The organism is Vibrio sp. 10N.286.48.C11, assembly GCF_041469805.1.
Lineage (GTDB): Bacteria > Pseudomonadota > Gammaproteobacteria > Enterobacterales > Vibrionaceae > Vibrio > Vibrio crassostreae_C.
In genome coordinates, this window is the sequence record NZ_JBFRLK010000102.1 from 22,256 (window position 1) to 37,954 (window position 15,699).

Annotated in this window: 14 protein-coding genes; 10 read left to right on the forward strand and 4 right to left on the reverse strand. The window is 42.7% G+C overall.

Translation table 11 applies throughout. The annotated features are described in order from the left end of the window. Positions 1–169 precede the first annotated feature (169 nt). Genes AB4209_RS20555 through AB4209_RS20565 form a run of 3 tightly spaced genes read left to right on the forward strand, consistent with a single transcriptional unit; the run spans position 170 to position 3,882 of the window. Positions 170–1,561, forward strand: coding sequence for a replicative DNA helicase (locus tag AB4209_RS20555; RefSeq protein ID WP_016767560.1), 1,392 nt, complete (start codon positions 170–172; stop codon positions 1,559–1,561). A gap of 6 nt (positions 1,562–1,567) precedes the next feature. Next, positions 1,568–2,653: an alanine racemase gene (gene alr / locus AB4209_RS20560; RefSeq protein ID WP_017065624.1), complete on the forward strand. Its 1,086-nt coding sequence runs from the start codon at positions 1,568–1,570 to the stop codon at positions 2,651–2,653. A 23-nt stretch (positions 2,654–2,676) separates the two neighbouring features. After that, the gene (locus AB4209_RS20565; RefSeq protein ID WP_372057164.1) at positions 2,677–3,882 is read left to right on the forward strand and encodes a BamA/TamA family outer membrane protein; all 1,206 of its coding nucleotides are present in this window, start codon (positions 2,677–2,679) and stop codon (positions 3,880–3,882) included. Positions 3,883–3,999: 117 nt separating this feature from the next. Here the strand turns inward: AB4209_RS20565 and AB4209_RS20570 are convergent, their stop codons facing one another. Next, complete coding sequence (locus tag AB4209_RS20570) at positions 4,000–4,419, reverse strand: secondary thiamine-phosphate synthase enzyme YjbQ (RefSeq protein WP_017059938.1); 420 nt, start codon at positions 4,417–4,419, stop codon at positions 4,000–4,002. 326 nt (positions 4,420–4,745) lie between these two features. Here AB4209_RS20570 and pgi point away from each other — a divergent pair, with 326 nt between their 5' ends. Continuing rightward, positions 4,746–6,398 (forward strand): glucose-6-phosphate isomerase, encoded by a 1,653-nt coding sequence (gene pgi / locus AB4209_RS20575; RefSeq protein ID WP_017071572.1) that lies wholly within the window; start codon positions 4,746–4,748, stop codon positions 6,396–6,398. Positions 6,399–6,551: 153 nt separating this feature from the next. On the opposite strand, the gene AB4209_RS20580 is transcribed toward pgi, so the two are convergent. Next, on the reverse strand, positions 6,552–7,013 hold the full coding sequence (locus AB4209_RS20580) for a chemotaxis protein CheX (RefSeq protein WP_017059940.1): 462 nt from the start codon (positions 7,011–7,013) through the stop codon (positions 6,552–6,554). A 17-nt stretch (positions 7,014–7,030) separates the two neighbouring features. After that, the gene (gene zur / locus AB4209_RS20585) at positions 7,031–7,489 is read right to left on the reverse strand and encodes a zinc uptake transcriptional repressor Zur (protein ID WP_017059941.1); all 459 of its coding nucleotides are present in this window, start codon (positions 7,487–7,489) and stop codon (positions 7,031–7,033) included. 433 nt (positions 7,490–7,922) lie between these two features. On the opposite strand from zur, the gene AB4209_RS20590 reads away from it, so the two are divergent. The 6 genes from AB4209_RS20590 to AB4209_RS20615 all read left to right on the forward strand — a co-directional run bounded on the left by AB4209_RS20590 (position 7,923) and on the right by AB4209_RS20615 (position 13,786). Beyond that, entirely contained in the window at positions 7,923–8,132 is a 210-nt protein-coding gene (locus tag AB4209_RS20590) for a hypothetical protein (RefSeq protein WP_017059942.1), read from the forward strand. 24 nt (positions 8,133–8,156) lie between these two features. Further along, positions 8,157–9,311 (forward strand): hypothetical protein, encoded by a 1,155-nt coding sequence (locus AB4209_RS20595; RefSeq protein WP_102394619.1) that lies wholly within the window; start codon positions 8,157–8,159, stop codon positions 9,309–9,311. Between the two features lie 216 nt (positions 9,312–9,527). Further along, positions 9,528–11,003, forward strand: a complete 1,476-nt coding sequence (locus AB4209_RS20600) for a glycerophosphodiester phosphodiesterase (RefSeq protein ID WP_017059944.1) — start codon at positions 9,528–9,530, stop codon at positions 11,001–11,003. A gap of 43 nt (positions 11,004–11,046) precedes the next feature. After that, entirely contained in the window at positions 11,047–13,410 is a 2,364-nt protein-coding gene (locus AB4209_RS20605; RefSeq protein ID WP_372057167.1) for a hypothetical protein, read from the forward strand. Positions 13,411–13,495: 85 nt separating this feature from the next. Beyond that, a complete protein-coding gene (locus AB4209_RS20610; RefSeq protein ID WP_371722246.1) occupies positions 13,496–13,627 on the forward strand; it encodes a hypothetical protein in 132 nt (43 codons plus the stop codon). Next, positions 13,628–13,786 carry a hypothetical protein gene (locus AB4209_RS20615; protein ID WP_017081579.1) on the forward strand — a complete coding sequence of 53 codons (159 nt, stop codon included), beginning with the start codon at positions 13,628–13,630 and terminating at the stop codon, positions 13,784–13,786. Between the two features lie 22 nt (positions 13,787–13,808). Here AB4209_RS20615 and AB4209_RS20620 read toward each other — a convergent pair whose 3' ends face one another. Next, positions 13,809–15,566, reverse strand: coding sequence for an ATP-dependent endonuclease (locus AB4209_RS20620; RefSeq protein ID WP_372057169.1), 1,758 nt, complete (start codon positions 15,564–15,566; stop codon positions 13,809–13,811). Between the last annotated feature and the right edge of the window lie 133 nt (positions 15,567–15,699).

Genomic DNA, 15,699 nt, shown 5'->3' on the forward strand with positions numbered 1-15,699 from the left:
TCTAGTTATACAGTGAGTGAATGGCAGGATCGTAATGCTACCCTTGGTTAATTCCGTCAGCAATAGGTAAATTCTTCCTGAAGAATAAAACAAACTCATAGGATCGGATTACAAACGGATGTTCTTGGGTATAATGAACGATCATTATTAGTTATTGAGTGTAGTCATAGTGGATACCAAAAGTCAGAAATCAGCCAACGATCAGGTGGACGCCATCAAGGTCCCGCCACATTCATTAGAAGCTGAGCAATCTGTTATTGGCGGTTTGTTATTAGATAACGAACGCTGGGATACAGTTGCCGAAAAGGTTGTGGCCAAAGACTTTTATAGCCGTCCTCACCGTCTGATCTTTGAAGCGGTAAAGGATATCCTTGAAGAAAGTTCTCCTCTGGATCTTATTACACTCTCTGAACATTTAGAGCTGCGTGAGCAACTTGAAGAAGTGGGTGGCTTTGCTTACCTTGCTGACTTAGCGAAAAACACACCAAGTGCCGCAAACATCAATGCGTATGCGGATATCGTAGCGCAACGTGCACTTGTTCGTAGCCTGATTGGTGTCGCGAATGAGATTGCTGATTCTGGTTATGACCCTCAAGGTCGTACATCGGAAGAGCTGGTTGATCTTGCTGAAAGTAAAGTCTTCGCGATTGCCGAAGGCCGTGCAAGTGAAAACGAAGGTCCACAAAACGTTGATAGCATTCTAGAGAAGACGCTAGAACGTATCGAGATCCTATACAAAACGCCGCAAGATGGTGTGACAGGTGTCGATACTGGCTTCAACGACCTCAACAAGAAAACAGCAGGTCTACAAGGCTCTGACTTAATTATTGTTGCTGCTCGTCCATCGATGGGTAAAACCACATTTGCGATGAACTTGTGTGAAAACGCGGCGATGAAGCAAGACAAACCGGTTTTAATCTTCTCGCTAGAGATGCCAGCCGAACAGCTGATGATGCGTATGCTTGCGTCACTTTCTCGCGTAGACCAAACCAAGATTCGTACTGGTCAGCTAGATGATGAAGATTGGGCTCGTATCTCGTCGAGTATGGGTATTCTTATGGATAAGAAGAATATGTATATCGATGACAGCTCGGGTCTAACGCCAACAGAAGTGCGTTCTCGTGCTCGACGTATCGCTCGTGAACACGATGGTATCTCTATGATCATGATAGATTACCTTCAATTAATGCGTGTACCTTCGTTATCTGATAACCGTACTCTTGAAATCGCCGAGATTTCTCGCTCATTGAAAGCGTTAGCAAAAGAGCTCAACGTTCCGGTTGTGGCACTTTCTCAGCTTAACCGTTCCCTAGAGCAACGTGCTGATAAGCGCCCAGTAAACTCGGATTTGCGTGAATCAGGTTCGATTGAGCAAGATGCCGATTTGATCATGTTCATCTATCGTGATGAGGTTTATAACCCAGATAGTTCCTTGAAAGGCATTGCTGAGATCATCCTTGGTAAGCAACGTAACGGTCCGATCGGTTCTGTTCGTCTTACGTTCCAAGGCCAACACTCCCGATTTGATAACTATGCAGGCCCTGCATTTGATGATGAGTAATCGCTAATGACTTACATGAAAGCGGCGACGGCGAGCATTGACTTAAACGCGCTCGAACATAACCTGAACCAGATAAAGTCGAAGGCTCCTCAGTGCAAGGTCATGTCTGTTGTGAAAGCCAATGGCTACGGACACGGCTTACTGCATATAGCCAAGCATTCAAAAAGTTCAGATGCTTTTGGTGTGGCGCGTATTGAAGAAGCGTTACAACTTCGTGCTGGTGGCATTGTTAAACCTATTTTGTTGCTGGAAGGATTTTACTCTTCGGGCGATTTGCCAATCTTGGTGACCAATAACATTCAAACGGTGGTGCATTGTGAAGAGCAATTAAGCGCGCTAGAGAATGCGGATTTGGAAACACCCGTTGTGGTATGGCTAAAAGTCGACAGTGGTATGCACCGATTAGGTGTTCGCCCTGAGCAATACCAAAACTTTGTTGAGCGTTTGCATCAATGTGCGAATGTTGCCAAACCTCTACGTTACATGAGCCACTTCGGTTGTGCTGATGAACTGGATAGAGCAACCACCGTTGAACAGACAGAGCTTTTCTTGTCGCTTACTGAAGGTTGTGAAGGGGAGCGTTCACTTGCTGCCTCTGCGGGTTTACTCGCTTGGCCAGATAGCCACCTTGATTGGGTTCGTCCGGGAATCATATCTTACGGTGTCTCTCCGTTTGTTGATAAATCAGCGCAAGAGCTTGGATTTTTGCCTGTGATGACCCTGACCTCACACCTAATTGCCGTTCGCGATGTGAAAGCCGGTGAAAGTGTGGGTTATGGCGGAAACTGGACCAGTGAACGTGATACCAAGGTTGGTGTTATCGCGATTGGTTACGGTGATGGTTATCCTCGTACTGCACCTAACGGTACTCCAGTGTTCGTTAACGGTCGAAAAGTACCGATCGCAGGACGTGTGTCAATGGACATGCTAACGGTTGATCTAGGCCCTGATGCGGCAGATAAAGTCGGCGATGAAGCGACTCTGTGGGGTAAAGATTTACCTTCAGAAGAAGTGGCTGAACATATCGGCACTATCGCTTACGAGTTAGTCACTAAGCTGACTTCGCGTGTTGCGATGGAATATGTGAAGTAATCATGGATCTTGATAAGTAAATTATGTTCAAGCGAACGACTCGAAGCTGGCTAATGTCTGCAATGACATTACTCGGTGTCAGCTTTTCTTCTTCCGCTGTGAGTGAAGAAAAAGATTCAGCCTTTGTTCCTTTCTACTTCAGCACCGAAACCATGGGTAACACCTTTGGGGTTGCGGGTGTCGCAAAGGGTGTTTGGCAACCTCAAGCCGCTCTGTTTGGTATGGCACTCTATTCAGACAAAGACAGTTACGTCGGTTTTCTATCGGCTTTTAACTATGCCTTGTCTGAGAACGTATTGTTTAGCACTCAGATGTATCAAGCGCGCTTCAACGACAACCCGTATTACATTGGTTCTCAAGGCGATAATGATTCATCTATCGATGACAAAACCATTGCTGATGGCTTAGAGCAAAACTATCAGTTTGAGTTTAAGTATTTGCTACCTTGGGGCAACGTTGCAGAACACGGTTTACTCGGTGCTTTTCAGCCAATCAAAGATGTGAGCTTTGCTTCGCCAATCGAATCGGGTGTCAGTTCGATTCTATTTACGCCTTTTTATACTGCTCGTGAGTTGGAAGGTTTAAATAATACCGAGGAGGCAACAGGCTTTAGTTTGGCGTTTGATTGGGATAACCGTGATAGCAAACGCAACCCGACCAGAGGTTCTCACACTAACCTTGAGTTCACCACTGGCGCAGAGAGTTGGTCTAACGATGACTTGTGGCTTAAGTGGACCTTCCAAAATAGCCAGTACTTTGCTTTAGGTCCTTTAGGGGACTTATTCGATCAACAAGTTTTAGCATTTGATTTCTATACCGCTGACACGCCAACGTGGGATAACTGCTCTGGGCAAGATTGTGCTCGCCCACCAGAAACGGAGCAAGCTCGATTGGGTGGCTTGTATCGTTTACGAGGTTATACCGGAGGTCGTTATCACGGTCGCTCTGCAGTTCATTATTCTGCTGAGTACCGAGTACTTCCTGACTGGCAACCACTTGGCGATATCCCACTGATAAACTACTACGATTTGCCTTGGTGGCAATGGGTAGCGTTTGCTGAATTAGGGCGCGTTGCCGATGAGTACGATATCAAAGAATTGCACACCGATATGAAATGGAGCTTAGGCGGCGCGGTTCGTTTTCAAGTGGAAGGCATTGTTGTTCGTGCAGAATTAGCGCGAGGCGGTGATGAAGGAACCTTTAGGGTTATGATAAACCAGCCCTTCTAAAGCTTTCGGCCTACAGTAGGCCAAATACTATCTTGATAAGAGTGGTCGTGGAAACACACCACTCTTTTTTATTAACAAGATATTGTTTTTATTAAGGAGATCTTGTTTTCAAGCAGTCTACTCACCTTGCATCGTAGCAATCACAGTTCGGCTTCCACCACAATCTCGGTGCTCTCCTAAGTAAATGCCCTGCCATGTACCTAAAGCTAAACGACCATTGCTAATTGGTATTGTCACACTGGTGCCAAGTGTCGATGCTTTAATGTGGGCAGGCATGTCATCATCACCTTCATAGGTGTGTCTGTAGTAGGGCGCTCGCTCTGGGACAAACTTATTAAAGTGCGACTCCATATCGGTACGGACGGTAGGATCAGCGTTCTCGTTTAGCGTGAGGCTGGCAGAGGTATGTTGGATAAAAAGATGTAATAAACCAACAGATAGAGAATTGATATCGTGTATCTGTTGTTCAATTTCATCAGTAATGAGATGAAATCCACGCTTTCGTGCATTTAGGTGTATAGTCTTCTGAATCCACATACGCCATCCTTTATAATGTATTTGGAAAAAAAGTGGTTTAACGCTATCTTTTGAACTTGAATTTATCAGGTATCGCTCACATTTAATTATGTTAGAGCTAGAGTCTGTACCGATTATTCTGTCAGGAAATCTAATCCTGATTTATCTCAAGGTACAGCTCTTCATATGCGGCATAATACGTCGTGAAAAAAAATTACAAAGAATCTTTCAGTGGTGACGCGGTTTGGTCATCACAGAAAAATATAAACTTTCGCCTAATCGGGGGTTCTATTCATCACCCAGGTGACGTTTAGAATAAAACCTACAGTAACATCGGGATAGATACCATGTTGAAAAATATCAACCCAACGCAAACACAAGCGTGGAAAGCTCTAACGGCACATTTTGAGTCTGCTCAAGATATGGATATGAAAGAGCTGTTTGCTCAAGATGCAAAGCGTTTCGAGAGCTTTTCTACTCGTTTCGGTTCTGACATCTTAGTGGATTACTCTAAGAACCTTATCGATGCTGAAACTATGCAGCACCTATTTGCTCTTGCGAACGAGACTGAAGTTAAGTCTGCAATCGAAGCAATGTTCGGTGGTGATGCAATCAACAAGACTGAAGGTCGTTCAGTACTTCACACTGCTCTACGTAACCGTAGCGACAAGCCAGTAATGGTTGACGGCAAAGACGTAATGCCAGCAGTTAACGCTGTACTAGCAAAAATGGAACTGTTCACACACCGCATCGTTTCTGGTGAGTGGAAAGGTTACACAGGTAAAGAGATCACTGATGTTGTAAACATCGGTATCGGCGGTTCGGATCTTGGTCCATACATGGTGACTGAAGCACTAACGCCATACAAAACTCGCCTAAACATGCACTTCGTTTCTAACGTAGATGGCACTCACATCGTTGAGACACTTAAGCCTCTTAACCCAGAAACAACGCTATTCTTAGTGGCATCTAAAACATTCACGACTCAAGAAACAATGACTAACGCGCACTCTGCACGTGATTGGTTCTTGGCTGAAGCGGGTGACAACGCACACGTAGCTAAACACTTCGCAGCACTATCAACTAACGCAACTGCGGTCGCTGAGTTTGGTATTGATACTGACAACATGTTCGAATTCTGGGACTGGGTTGGTGGTCGTTACTCACTATGGTCTGCAATCGGTCTTTCTATCTCACTATCTGTTGGCTTCGATAACTTCGTTGAGCTACTAGAAGGTGCTCACGAGATGGATAACCACTTTGCTTCAACTGAGTTTGAAAGCAACATTCCAGTAATCCTTGCGCTTATCGGTATTTGGTATAACAACTTCCACGGCGCTGAGTCAGAAGCAATTCTACCTTACGATCAATATATGCACCGTTTTGCGGCTTACTTCCAACAAGGCAACATGGAATCGAATGGTAAATTTGTTGACCGTGACGGCAATCCAGTAGAATACCAAACTGGTCCTATCATCTGGGGTGAACCAGGTACAAACGGTCAGCACGCTTTCTACCAATTGATTCACCAAGGCACTAAGCTGATCCCATCAGACTTTATTGCTCCTGCTATCAGCCACAACCCAGCATCTGATCACCACCAGAAGTTGATGTCTAATTTCTTTGCTCAAACTGAAGCACTAGCATTCGGTAAGACAAAAGAGACAGTGGAAGCTGAATTCCTAGCGGCTGGCAAAACAGCTGAAGAAGTGGCTGAGCTTGTACCTTTCAAAGTATTTGAAGGTAACCGTCCAACGAACTCTATTCTTGTTAAGCAAATCAACCCTCGCTCTTTAGGTAACCTAATCGCGATGTACGAGCACAAGATCTTCGTTCAAGGCGTTATCTGGAACATCTTCAGCTTCGACCAATGGGGTGTAGAACTTGGTAAGCAACTAGCAAACCAAATTCTTCCAGAGCTTGCTGACGATGCTCAAGTAACGTCTCACGACAGCTCAACTAACGGTCTAATCAACGCATTTAAAGCGCTTAAAGCTTAATTGAGTTGATAGCACCAAAAAAACGCCAACCTTCGGGTTGGCGCTTTTGTATCTGTATAGCAAGCATTGGTTAAATCGCAGGTAATAAAAAAAGCTGGCATGATGCCAACCTTCTTTGAGTTGATACTCAGTACTGCTAGAAATAAACAGCTGTTATTCGAAACAGATCTCGATGAAAGCATTACCCCATTGAGATGAGAAAGGCATGATGATGATTGCCCCATCACACTTGTGACGAATCGTATGACCTTTACCGGAAACCACGATTGGTGTTGCCATATCGAAGTCAAAACCGCTTTCCGCAAGAATACGTTTCGCACCGCCAGTCACCATGTTAGTGATTTCACCCACCATATCGGTCACTTCTTCGTTGAGGCCGTTTGGTCGTTCACCAAGCATGTTTTCCATGATTTCGAGAGCGAGACCTTCATCAAAGGTGATCGACATAGAGCCACGAGATTGTGTACCCACCATACCAATTAGGCCGGATACATCACCACGAGCGATTTCATCTTTCTTAACTCTCGGTTTTTGTGGCTTCAATTCTAGAGAAGCCATCGTTTTTAATACGTTCATCAAAGAAGCTAAAAACGGGTTTACAAATTCAGCGCGCATAATGTTCTTCTATAATCTTATTCTTTCATCTCGGAGGAGCAAGATTGGCAAATGCCATGCGATTCAATGACATGATTCGTCAATTGAAAGCCATGCTTCTCAGCGTTACTGGCGAGTAGGGTGACAAGCGCATCGTCCTGCAGTTCTATCACAGTGCCACATTTATCGCAGATCAGTAGTTGGGAGAAATGTTTGTTGGCATTGCAAGAGCAGCAGCATATGAAGCTATTGGTTGACTCAACTCTGTGAATGAAACCTTGCTCCAACAAGAAATCCAAAGCGCGATATACTGTAGGTGGCTTGGCTTGCGGTTCACTGACTTTCAACTGCTCTAATAATTCATAAGCACTGGAGGCTTTTTTATTAGAGAGGATGAGCTCAAACACTCGCTTTCTTTGAGGTGTTAATCTAACGCCTCGCGATGCGCATATCCCTTCAACTTGCTCTATTAATGTGTGGTCCAAATTTTTCACCATTCAATCGGACATCCCTAATCAAACCTTATTTCTAGGTTACTACGTTTTGGGAGCCAATGATTTCTATTAAAGTCAGGTACAGAGCGTATTGTGACCCACGACTTTGAATAAGACAAGGTAACTCAAAATGACAGTGTGACTCAAGGCATAACTGATTAATGAGGTTGAATTAGAGATCTGGTGAATAGGTTTATAAAAAAGTATGAGGTAAAGTTGATATGACATCTTCATTTGAGTTCAATTTAGCTCAATTAATTTTTCTTACAATAATGTGCTGTTTTAAATCACATTTCTTATCGCATATTGTTCCTTATTCGCTAAAATCGATGCCTAATATAGACTAGAAGAAGACTATTGACCCCTCCGGTCAACATGAGCTTGTCATGGTGTATTGTAGTTTTAGTCTTTAATTTCAAATGCTTGGAGTTAAGCTGTGGAGCAAGTAAACAAAGAATCATTTCTGAAACTGTTGTCCATCTATAATCAAAGAGAAAAACGTTATCAACAACGTTTGGATGACTTTAAGGCCATGAGGGATAAGCTTGAAGAAGTGGAAGAACCAAGAGTTAAAAAAAATGAGCTATACATCAAACTGGCTATAGCCGCAGCTATTATTTTAGTCATCGCCTTTATCTTTATTTAAGTCGTCAAATTGGAAGGGAATAAAATGAAAAAGCATTTTGACGCTTTGGCTAAAGCTTCATTAGAAAGTAGTCATCTTAACCTTGGTGAATGGTATGAAAGCTATGGTTTAGCACTGCACTTATTCAAGTCTGATAGCAAAATTTACACAAAGGCGATGAAAAAGCGAGACGGTCATAAAAAGCACATTGCAAAATATATTGAACCTAAGTTACTCACCACGGAAGGAGTAACTGAGGAGTTTAAAAAAATAATGCGTTGGAAGACCTTTGTTGAACGATGGGACGCATATTACGAACCTATTGCAAAGCCTCAAGATCGCGTGCATCACTTGTCTGCAGTATTGGAGGCTTTGTCCGATGAAGATGTTCCACGAGCTTTAATCGAAATCGATAATTTGCCGGTTGACTACTTGATCAACGATACTTTTTGGGGCGAGGTCATTCTCTTTATCGTTGCCGCAAGATCAGGAGATCAAGAGCAGGCCCGATCAATAACGCAAGGACTGTACAACATGGCGCAGAGCGATCACAACACAGCGTTACTTAGCCATTTGTTACCAGCTTTATGTAAGAAATATTTAGATGAAGAGTATTATCCATGGCAAATGAAGGCTCGTGTAGTGAACTGGAATGGAGAAACTTATCATTGTGTTCCGGTATTAATACACAACTTTGATGCTTTTGGTGGTCAAGAGTACATAAACCATACTCCTGTCAGACAACGTGCTCGCGTTGAAAGAAAACATAGCGTGGATTACGTGTATTCTACAGACCGTTATGGAAACCGAGGTCAAAGCATCGCGAGTGCGACTGCTAATGTTGGAATCGCCGTAGCGAGTGCGACAGGTAAAGTTATCGGCCATACTTTGCTTTTGGGCGCCGCAGGGGCGATATATCTAGCGTTAGCCGGTAAGATTCGAGTAAATCACTACAATAATTCCAATCATAAGATAGTCTTAAATCGTAAGACCGAGATGCCTGTCAATTCGTGTGGTTATATCGTGACTAAACAGAACAGTACTATTGAACCATGGCAGGATGAAGAGGGGAGCGAAAGCATAGACAATAGCTTTTCGTTTTTGAACTTCACAGATGGTTTGGCTTATCCATGTCGAAAGGGGTATGACATCCCAGATGAACAAGGGCTTATTCAATTATTATTTGATGAAATAATGTAATCATGATTTGTATTTATGAGTTTTTGAGCCTTTGCTTTCAATCAAATTAAACCATTAAATACGTCCACTCCAACAACATATCAACAATCGAAATCAATGGTTGGAGTCATCATATATTAGCACTTTGCGGTCTCCGTGCTTGGAGGCCGACTTTGTCGTGCTCAGCGTGTGAAACCCAGTTATGTCACATATAAGCTACCAACGGATAAGGATCTCATGTTTTCACCACCTTCACGTGTAACCACGCTTTCAAGAGGGCTGCTTGTCACTACTATTGCTCTTATTCAGGGATGTTCATCTACAGATAAAGTAACACCACCACAACCAACCTTGGAGCGAGGGCTTGGATTACCTGCAGATGCAAAACTAATCTCGAATCATAACTCAGCAGAGGGGCGAGAAATGTTTCGTGATATGCAGTTGGCGTTAAAATCGCGCAATCTTTATCAAACCATGGGAGGGGATATCTCTTACATCAAAGGACAGTGCCCTATTGATGTTATCGCCCACCGTGGCAGCTCTAATTATGCTGAAAACTCTCGTAATGCGATTCAAATGGCGGCGGTAAGTGGTTTTGATGGAGCAGAAATTGATGTGATGCTGACGCGTGATAAAGATTGGGTTGTACATCACGACATAGAAACAGGAAGAGCAACCGCTCGTAGTGATGGTAAGCGATATCGCGTGAGTCGTATGAAGAGTAGTGAGTGGAACTCTCTGAGTGGAAGGAGCCCTGACGGAACATTAGATGGGTATCGTCCCGCTTATTTCAATGAAGCCGTGAATGATTGGTACCATTACGCAACGATTGAACAACCCCTTAATATTGAAATAAAAACATCAGATGGCTCCATGGAAGATTTGTTTAAACTCGACGAAATGGCCAGACAAAGTCTCCCCTATAGAAACTATTTTTATTCATCAATGGATATGGACGTTCTGAAAAAAATGCGGGAAATCAATCCAAGTGTTTATCTTGGGTATGTATGGGAGCCTCATTCAACGTCGGTTGCTAAATTTAAAAAAGATGCAAAGCGAGGGATGAGATCTGATGATTATTATCAGAAAAATAAAAAGAATATCGATCGCGCCTTTGCTATGGAGGGGCGTTATCGTAAGCATAAGCCCAAACATTCCGCTAAAACGGTAAAACGAATACTTGGCCCCAATAGTGGATTACATGTTGATATAAGAAGTTACCGACAATATGCGACAATTTACAGCCGTGCGAAAGCGCAAGGCATGAAGGTGGTGACTTATACGATTAACGGAACGGATTACCACCAAGATCAATTGGTCTCGTTAGCTAAGGCAGGTCGACCTCTGCCAGATGAGGCGATCATGGATACCAGTAAGTTCTCTATTTGTCAGCAGCTTGCTCCACAGCTTGTCGTTCAATCAAATGGCTACCAACCCACAACGTTAGCAGGCGAAACCGTTGCTGGCCTACCCAATGACGCTGATTTTCACCGACTCTATGAACAAATAGATTACCTCAAAGATGGCCATTACATCACTAACCGAGGTCTCATTAGGAGTGTGTCATATTCCAAGCCTGCTAGCGTGAAAGGTGTGAAAAAAAGAACGCAAACAACGCAGAGCGCGAAGCCAGCAGTGCTGTTTGATATTCAAGATGAAGATTTAAATTTAAGTAACGATGCGATCAGCATTTCGATGCCGACAGAAAAATGATGTTTGATGAGAACAGGGATAGACAAATTATGGAAGCGTTAAGATGAAACCAGTTCCTAGCCAGGACGTAATAACCACAAATAATAAGAAGCCGAAATGGTTGGCTGTTTTGTTGTTTTTTTGTTCACTTCTTTATCTTTTTCCTGAAGTCGCTTTCAACGCCAAGTTGGTTGAAATTGCGGGTGGAATCGATGTTAGTGATGCTCAATTACATAAAACGGAGCTATTTGGCCGAACCATCTCAGGGATCGGGGTGACTTTAATTGTTGCGGATTTTCTACTTAAAGGATGGCTGACCACGACGAAGTTTCGCGCTATTTCATCGTTGGTCGTGATTACAGCTTTGGTTTGGCCAACGGTTTTTTTTGGTCAAAAGGCGGTAATAGATAAATGGTTGATTGAACCGAGTAGTGCAAAGCAGAGACAGGAGGCTTTCTTTTCCTCTGTACTGCGATCTAGTTTAGCGATGAATGCGATTAATATCGAAGGGATCCCTTATAACTCAGAGGCGAGTACCGAGTCGTCAGAAATGACTTTTCTCGCTTTGATCGGTGGGTTGGTTTACAGCAATGATGCATTCTTAAGTCATATTGATGATAAGAAAGTTCAAATTTTGGATCGTTATATTCAAAATCGAGCAAACGCCAATTTCGATGAGCACTATGCGAACTATAAAGTATTACGGAGTGAAGTTCAGCAATCGTGGCATCAATATCAAAAACATGTTGGGGCGTATAATCAGACGGTAGAGTCTCGCCATCAAAAGGCCAATCAAGCGTGGGAAGAGGTCGAGTCGACCGTCGCGACGGGGTATCGTGATTATCAACAGGCGAGTAAGGCCTATTTAACGAGAGCAGAGGCGAGAGCACAAAGAGTTGCACAACCTATTTTTGACCTATTTGATGATAAAGAACGCTGTTATAAACGCAAAGGAAGCTCAAGAGCCAATTGTATCAGCCGCATTGAAGATCGCTATGAACGCTTATTAAAAGATAACTCGATTCCCCACCAACCGATGGATTATTGGTTAGAGAAAACCTTTCGACGAACGAAAGGTGAAACATCTTGGGGGGAAGCATTCGGTTCTCTAGGCTTATCAGTTATCCAAGCCGGTATTGAGCAGGCGACAGGGCAAGCTGGAGAAGCCATTCAAGATAAAACGTATACCAATAGTGTCGCTCATTACACACCACGAATACTGGCAGTGTGGCAAAAACAGTTCTTAAAAGAGACCGGTTATCCTATGGGAATCGACTCTATGTCGGAGTTTCGCTCCCACTCTACAACAGCAAGTAAGGTTCGTACTCAAGTTCATCGAAAGGGGATCCATTTAGACTCCAATTGGCAAATAAACCAAATTAGCGTGTTTAAAAATGCAGTCAGAAACAAAGTTATGAAGGACACCAAAGCTCGTTGGCATGCCGAGGCAAAGCTGCGGGGTTACGACATTGAACCGAACTTATCTTGGAATGATTTTCAAAAAGTAGCCGAAGTTCAGCAACAAATAAAGAATCGTATGGGCGAACGTTATTACGTCGAGCCCATGATGGCGACGTGGAATAATAAGCAATTTTACCAACAGGTTATTGTTCCAAATGTGAGGCGTGAGAGAGATTATTGGCTAGGTTATATTGAGGCGTCACGCGCTCAGTTTGCTGATGATGGCCCTTATGCTGAACAAGGCAAAGCGGCATTGCGTTCTATCATTGTGCCGCCAATATCAATGGGACTATCGCTATTTCTCGTTGTCCTAACGGTGTTTAAGCTGCCAGGAAAATTTATCGTGTTGATGAATTACCATAAACCACGGCCAGCACCGAACTTGAAGAGCAAGGCTCTGAATATAGGCAGCTCGTTTATCGTCATATTCGTTATTCTTGTTGTGCCTGTGAATGTATTTTCATCCAAGTACACTCAAACGGACTCAACGATTGGCTTTTTCTTAGAGCAAGTCAGTGACACACTATCTCCGTCGGCTTCTTATGCCGTTCGTTGGGTGATACATACTCAACCGTTGATTCATCCACTTGGCGCTCAAATAGACAAAAGTATGCGTATTACTGATGGGTTTTCTGCCTCTTTGGAGCATTCGGTAGCGGAGTTGGATGGTGTTTTTGCTCGTTATTTAACTCAGCGTGCTGAGAGCGAACCGGTGAGTTCAGCTAAAAACAATAATGAAGCCCAAACGGAGTTTCCTGTGTACATCAATTCAAATGCACAGAACCAACCGGGTTTTAAGGTTCGAATAATGAATATTAAGCCTAGGTACCAAGCCGGTATGCGATTGCCAGAGGGTAATTATGATGTTGAGGTCCGTGCCAATGGATACCAACCAAAGCGTTTATGGGTAAAGCACAGTAAAGGAAAAGCCTCTCACCGAATCGAACTTGAAAAGTTGGTTATTTAAGTCCGCGTCATAGAAAGTGAACAGAAGAAAATGATCTGCTCCTTCCACTAAAAAGGGTTTAGCGTTACTTGGCGCGGGAGCTGCTTTGGTATCTGGTCACCCTGAACTTATCACCGCGAGCGTATCGGCAGACGGTGTTCAATTTGGTGGCATTATTGGCGCAAGTGCTCCAATAGTATTTGGCCTATGGGAAACCCTACGCAATGAGTTCAAGTAAATGGCAGAATATCAAACAATAATTGTTGCCGTTGTTAGTGCTTTGTCTAGTGGGGTCGGTGTAGGCATCACACTCAAAACTGATGTTAAGTGGTTGCGTCTGATGATGGAAAAGATGGATGAACGTTTGACTCGGTTGGAAAATAAAAGCCCTCTTTAGGAGGGCTTTTAAGTGGAATGAATTAATTCTCTTCGACCAATTGTTCTAGAAACTGCATATGAATGTCGTCCATGCTGTAGTCTTTGTCGTCGCAGCATTTCAAGATCTCAGTACACAAAAACATCTTTAAGCCGTCGTCTTTGATACTCAGAGGTGTCTTCTCTGCGTTCCTTTGTGTGCAAATAGTCTGGCAATAATCAAGAATTGGTTGATGTTGATACGCTGGTTTAAATCTATCTCTTTGATACTGTTGAGTAATCGTTTTATAGCCTTTACGCTTTAGAACTTTATTCATACCATCGAATAGCATCTCTAATGGTAGAAAATCTTCTACACACCAAGCTAGTTTTTTGTTCGCTTTCTCCGCCTTTTTCCCATCAGAACGTGGGTAAAATATAGCTTCTACTTTGATGTTGTTATATTTAGCTTTCGTGATGGCGGCGTGCTCTAATCTACCTGCGTCATCATAATCTAGAACAACAATAAATACCGGAGTGAATGTCAGGTCTTCCGAAGATTGGTCATAGTACCTTAAGTAACTAGCCATCTTGCTTGCGCTTCCAGAACTAATGTCATTGGCACCAGTATCTAAGCCAAAATCTAATAAGTACTCTAAATATCTTTTATCGGTTTCGCCTTCAACTAATATGTTGTGAGGGAATATTGACCAACTATCGCCTGACTCTATTCCCAAGTGCTCCATGATCTTCTTTGCTTTATGTGTTGGAGATGAAAATACGACAGGTTTCGAATCTTTTTTGACAAAGGACTGATGTCTTTTTCGTTCGTAAATCTTGTCTTCATAAGTTAGTTGAAATAGATGAGTGTTCGATAAATCAGTCAAATCAACAAAATGCTGAGAATGGGTTGTTAATATTGTTTGTTCATTTGATTGTTGAGAGTGTTGTTTTAAAGATTTGAATAGCTTTTTTTGAAGACGTGGTTGTAAGAAGACTTCAGGTTCATCTAGTGCCCAAATAACATTTTTATCTGTGTTTTTGCCAATGTATTTCATCAATGACAGGAGGACTAACCTTTGTGCGCCACTTCCTTTCGAACCGATATGCAGATCATTACCATCATCAAGTGTTATTTCTGTCATATTAGCTACAGCATCACGTAGCTTGTTGAATTCTGCGAAAGATATTTTGATTCTTGGGGCTCTTTCATAGAAGTCGTTACTCACGATTTTTTCCATTTCGATATTGAGTTCTTTCTCAATATCGTTAAGGGCATGCTGAGCTTCTTCTTGAAATGTTCTTAGTGTCTCCAGTGGCTTGGATTGTTTGCCCCTTTTATTATCAAGCTTCAATAACCCTTCGGAAGAAAACAGATGAGACACAATTTTAGGCATGTTGATATTGTTTGAACGAATGAAAATGTAGTCAAAAGTATCAACAATACTTTTAAACGTAGATTCAGAAGTTATTGGATCGTCTTTGTCATAAGTTACCTTGTATGTAGCTTGACCTTTTTTATCAAAACGAACCTCAGCTTTACATTTGCCTTTTTCAGTATCGAAAGTTGCAGCTAGGTTAGTGAAGTTTCCTGATCCACCACTTCCATAGGTAATATGATGTGGAATATCGTTTGGCGGGTAATGATTTACGTTGGAGTCGCTAATATGGTTGAAGAAGAGGTTAAATGCTTCTAGAACATTAGTTTTCCCAATATTGTTCTCACCACACAAGATAACAGGTGCACTGTTTGAAATATCAAAGCCCACGTTTAGCAGTGAGCGATAGTTCTTTACCTCAAATCTTATTAGTTTGTACTTCATGATTTTATGCTTGGTTATTGGGCTATAGTCATTAAGAACAGTAAGTTACTCTTATCTTAACTTTTTTACTATTTATGATGTAATTTATGCGGGAAGAGTTGCGCATAAACCGACTTTGTTGCGTAATTCAATG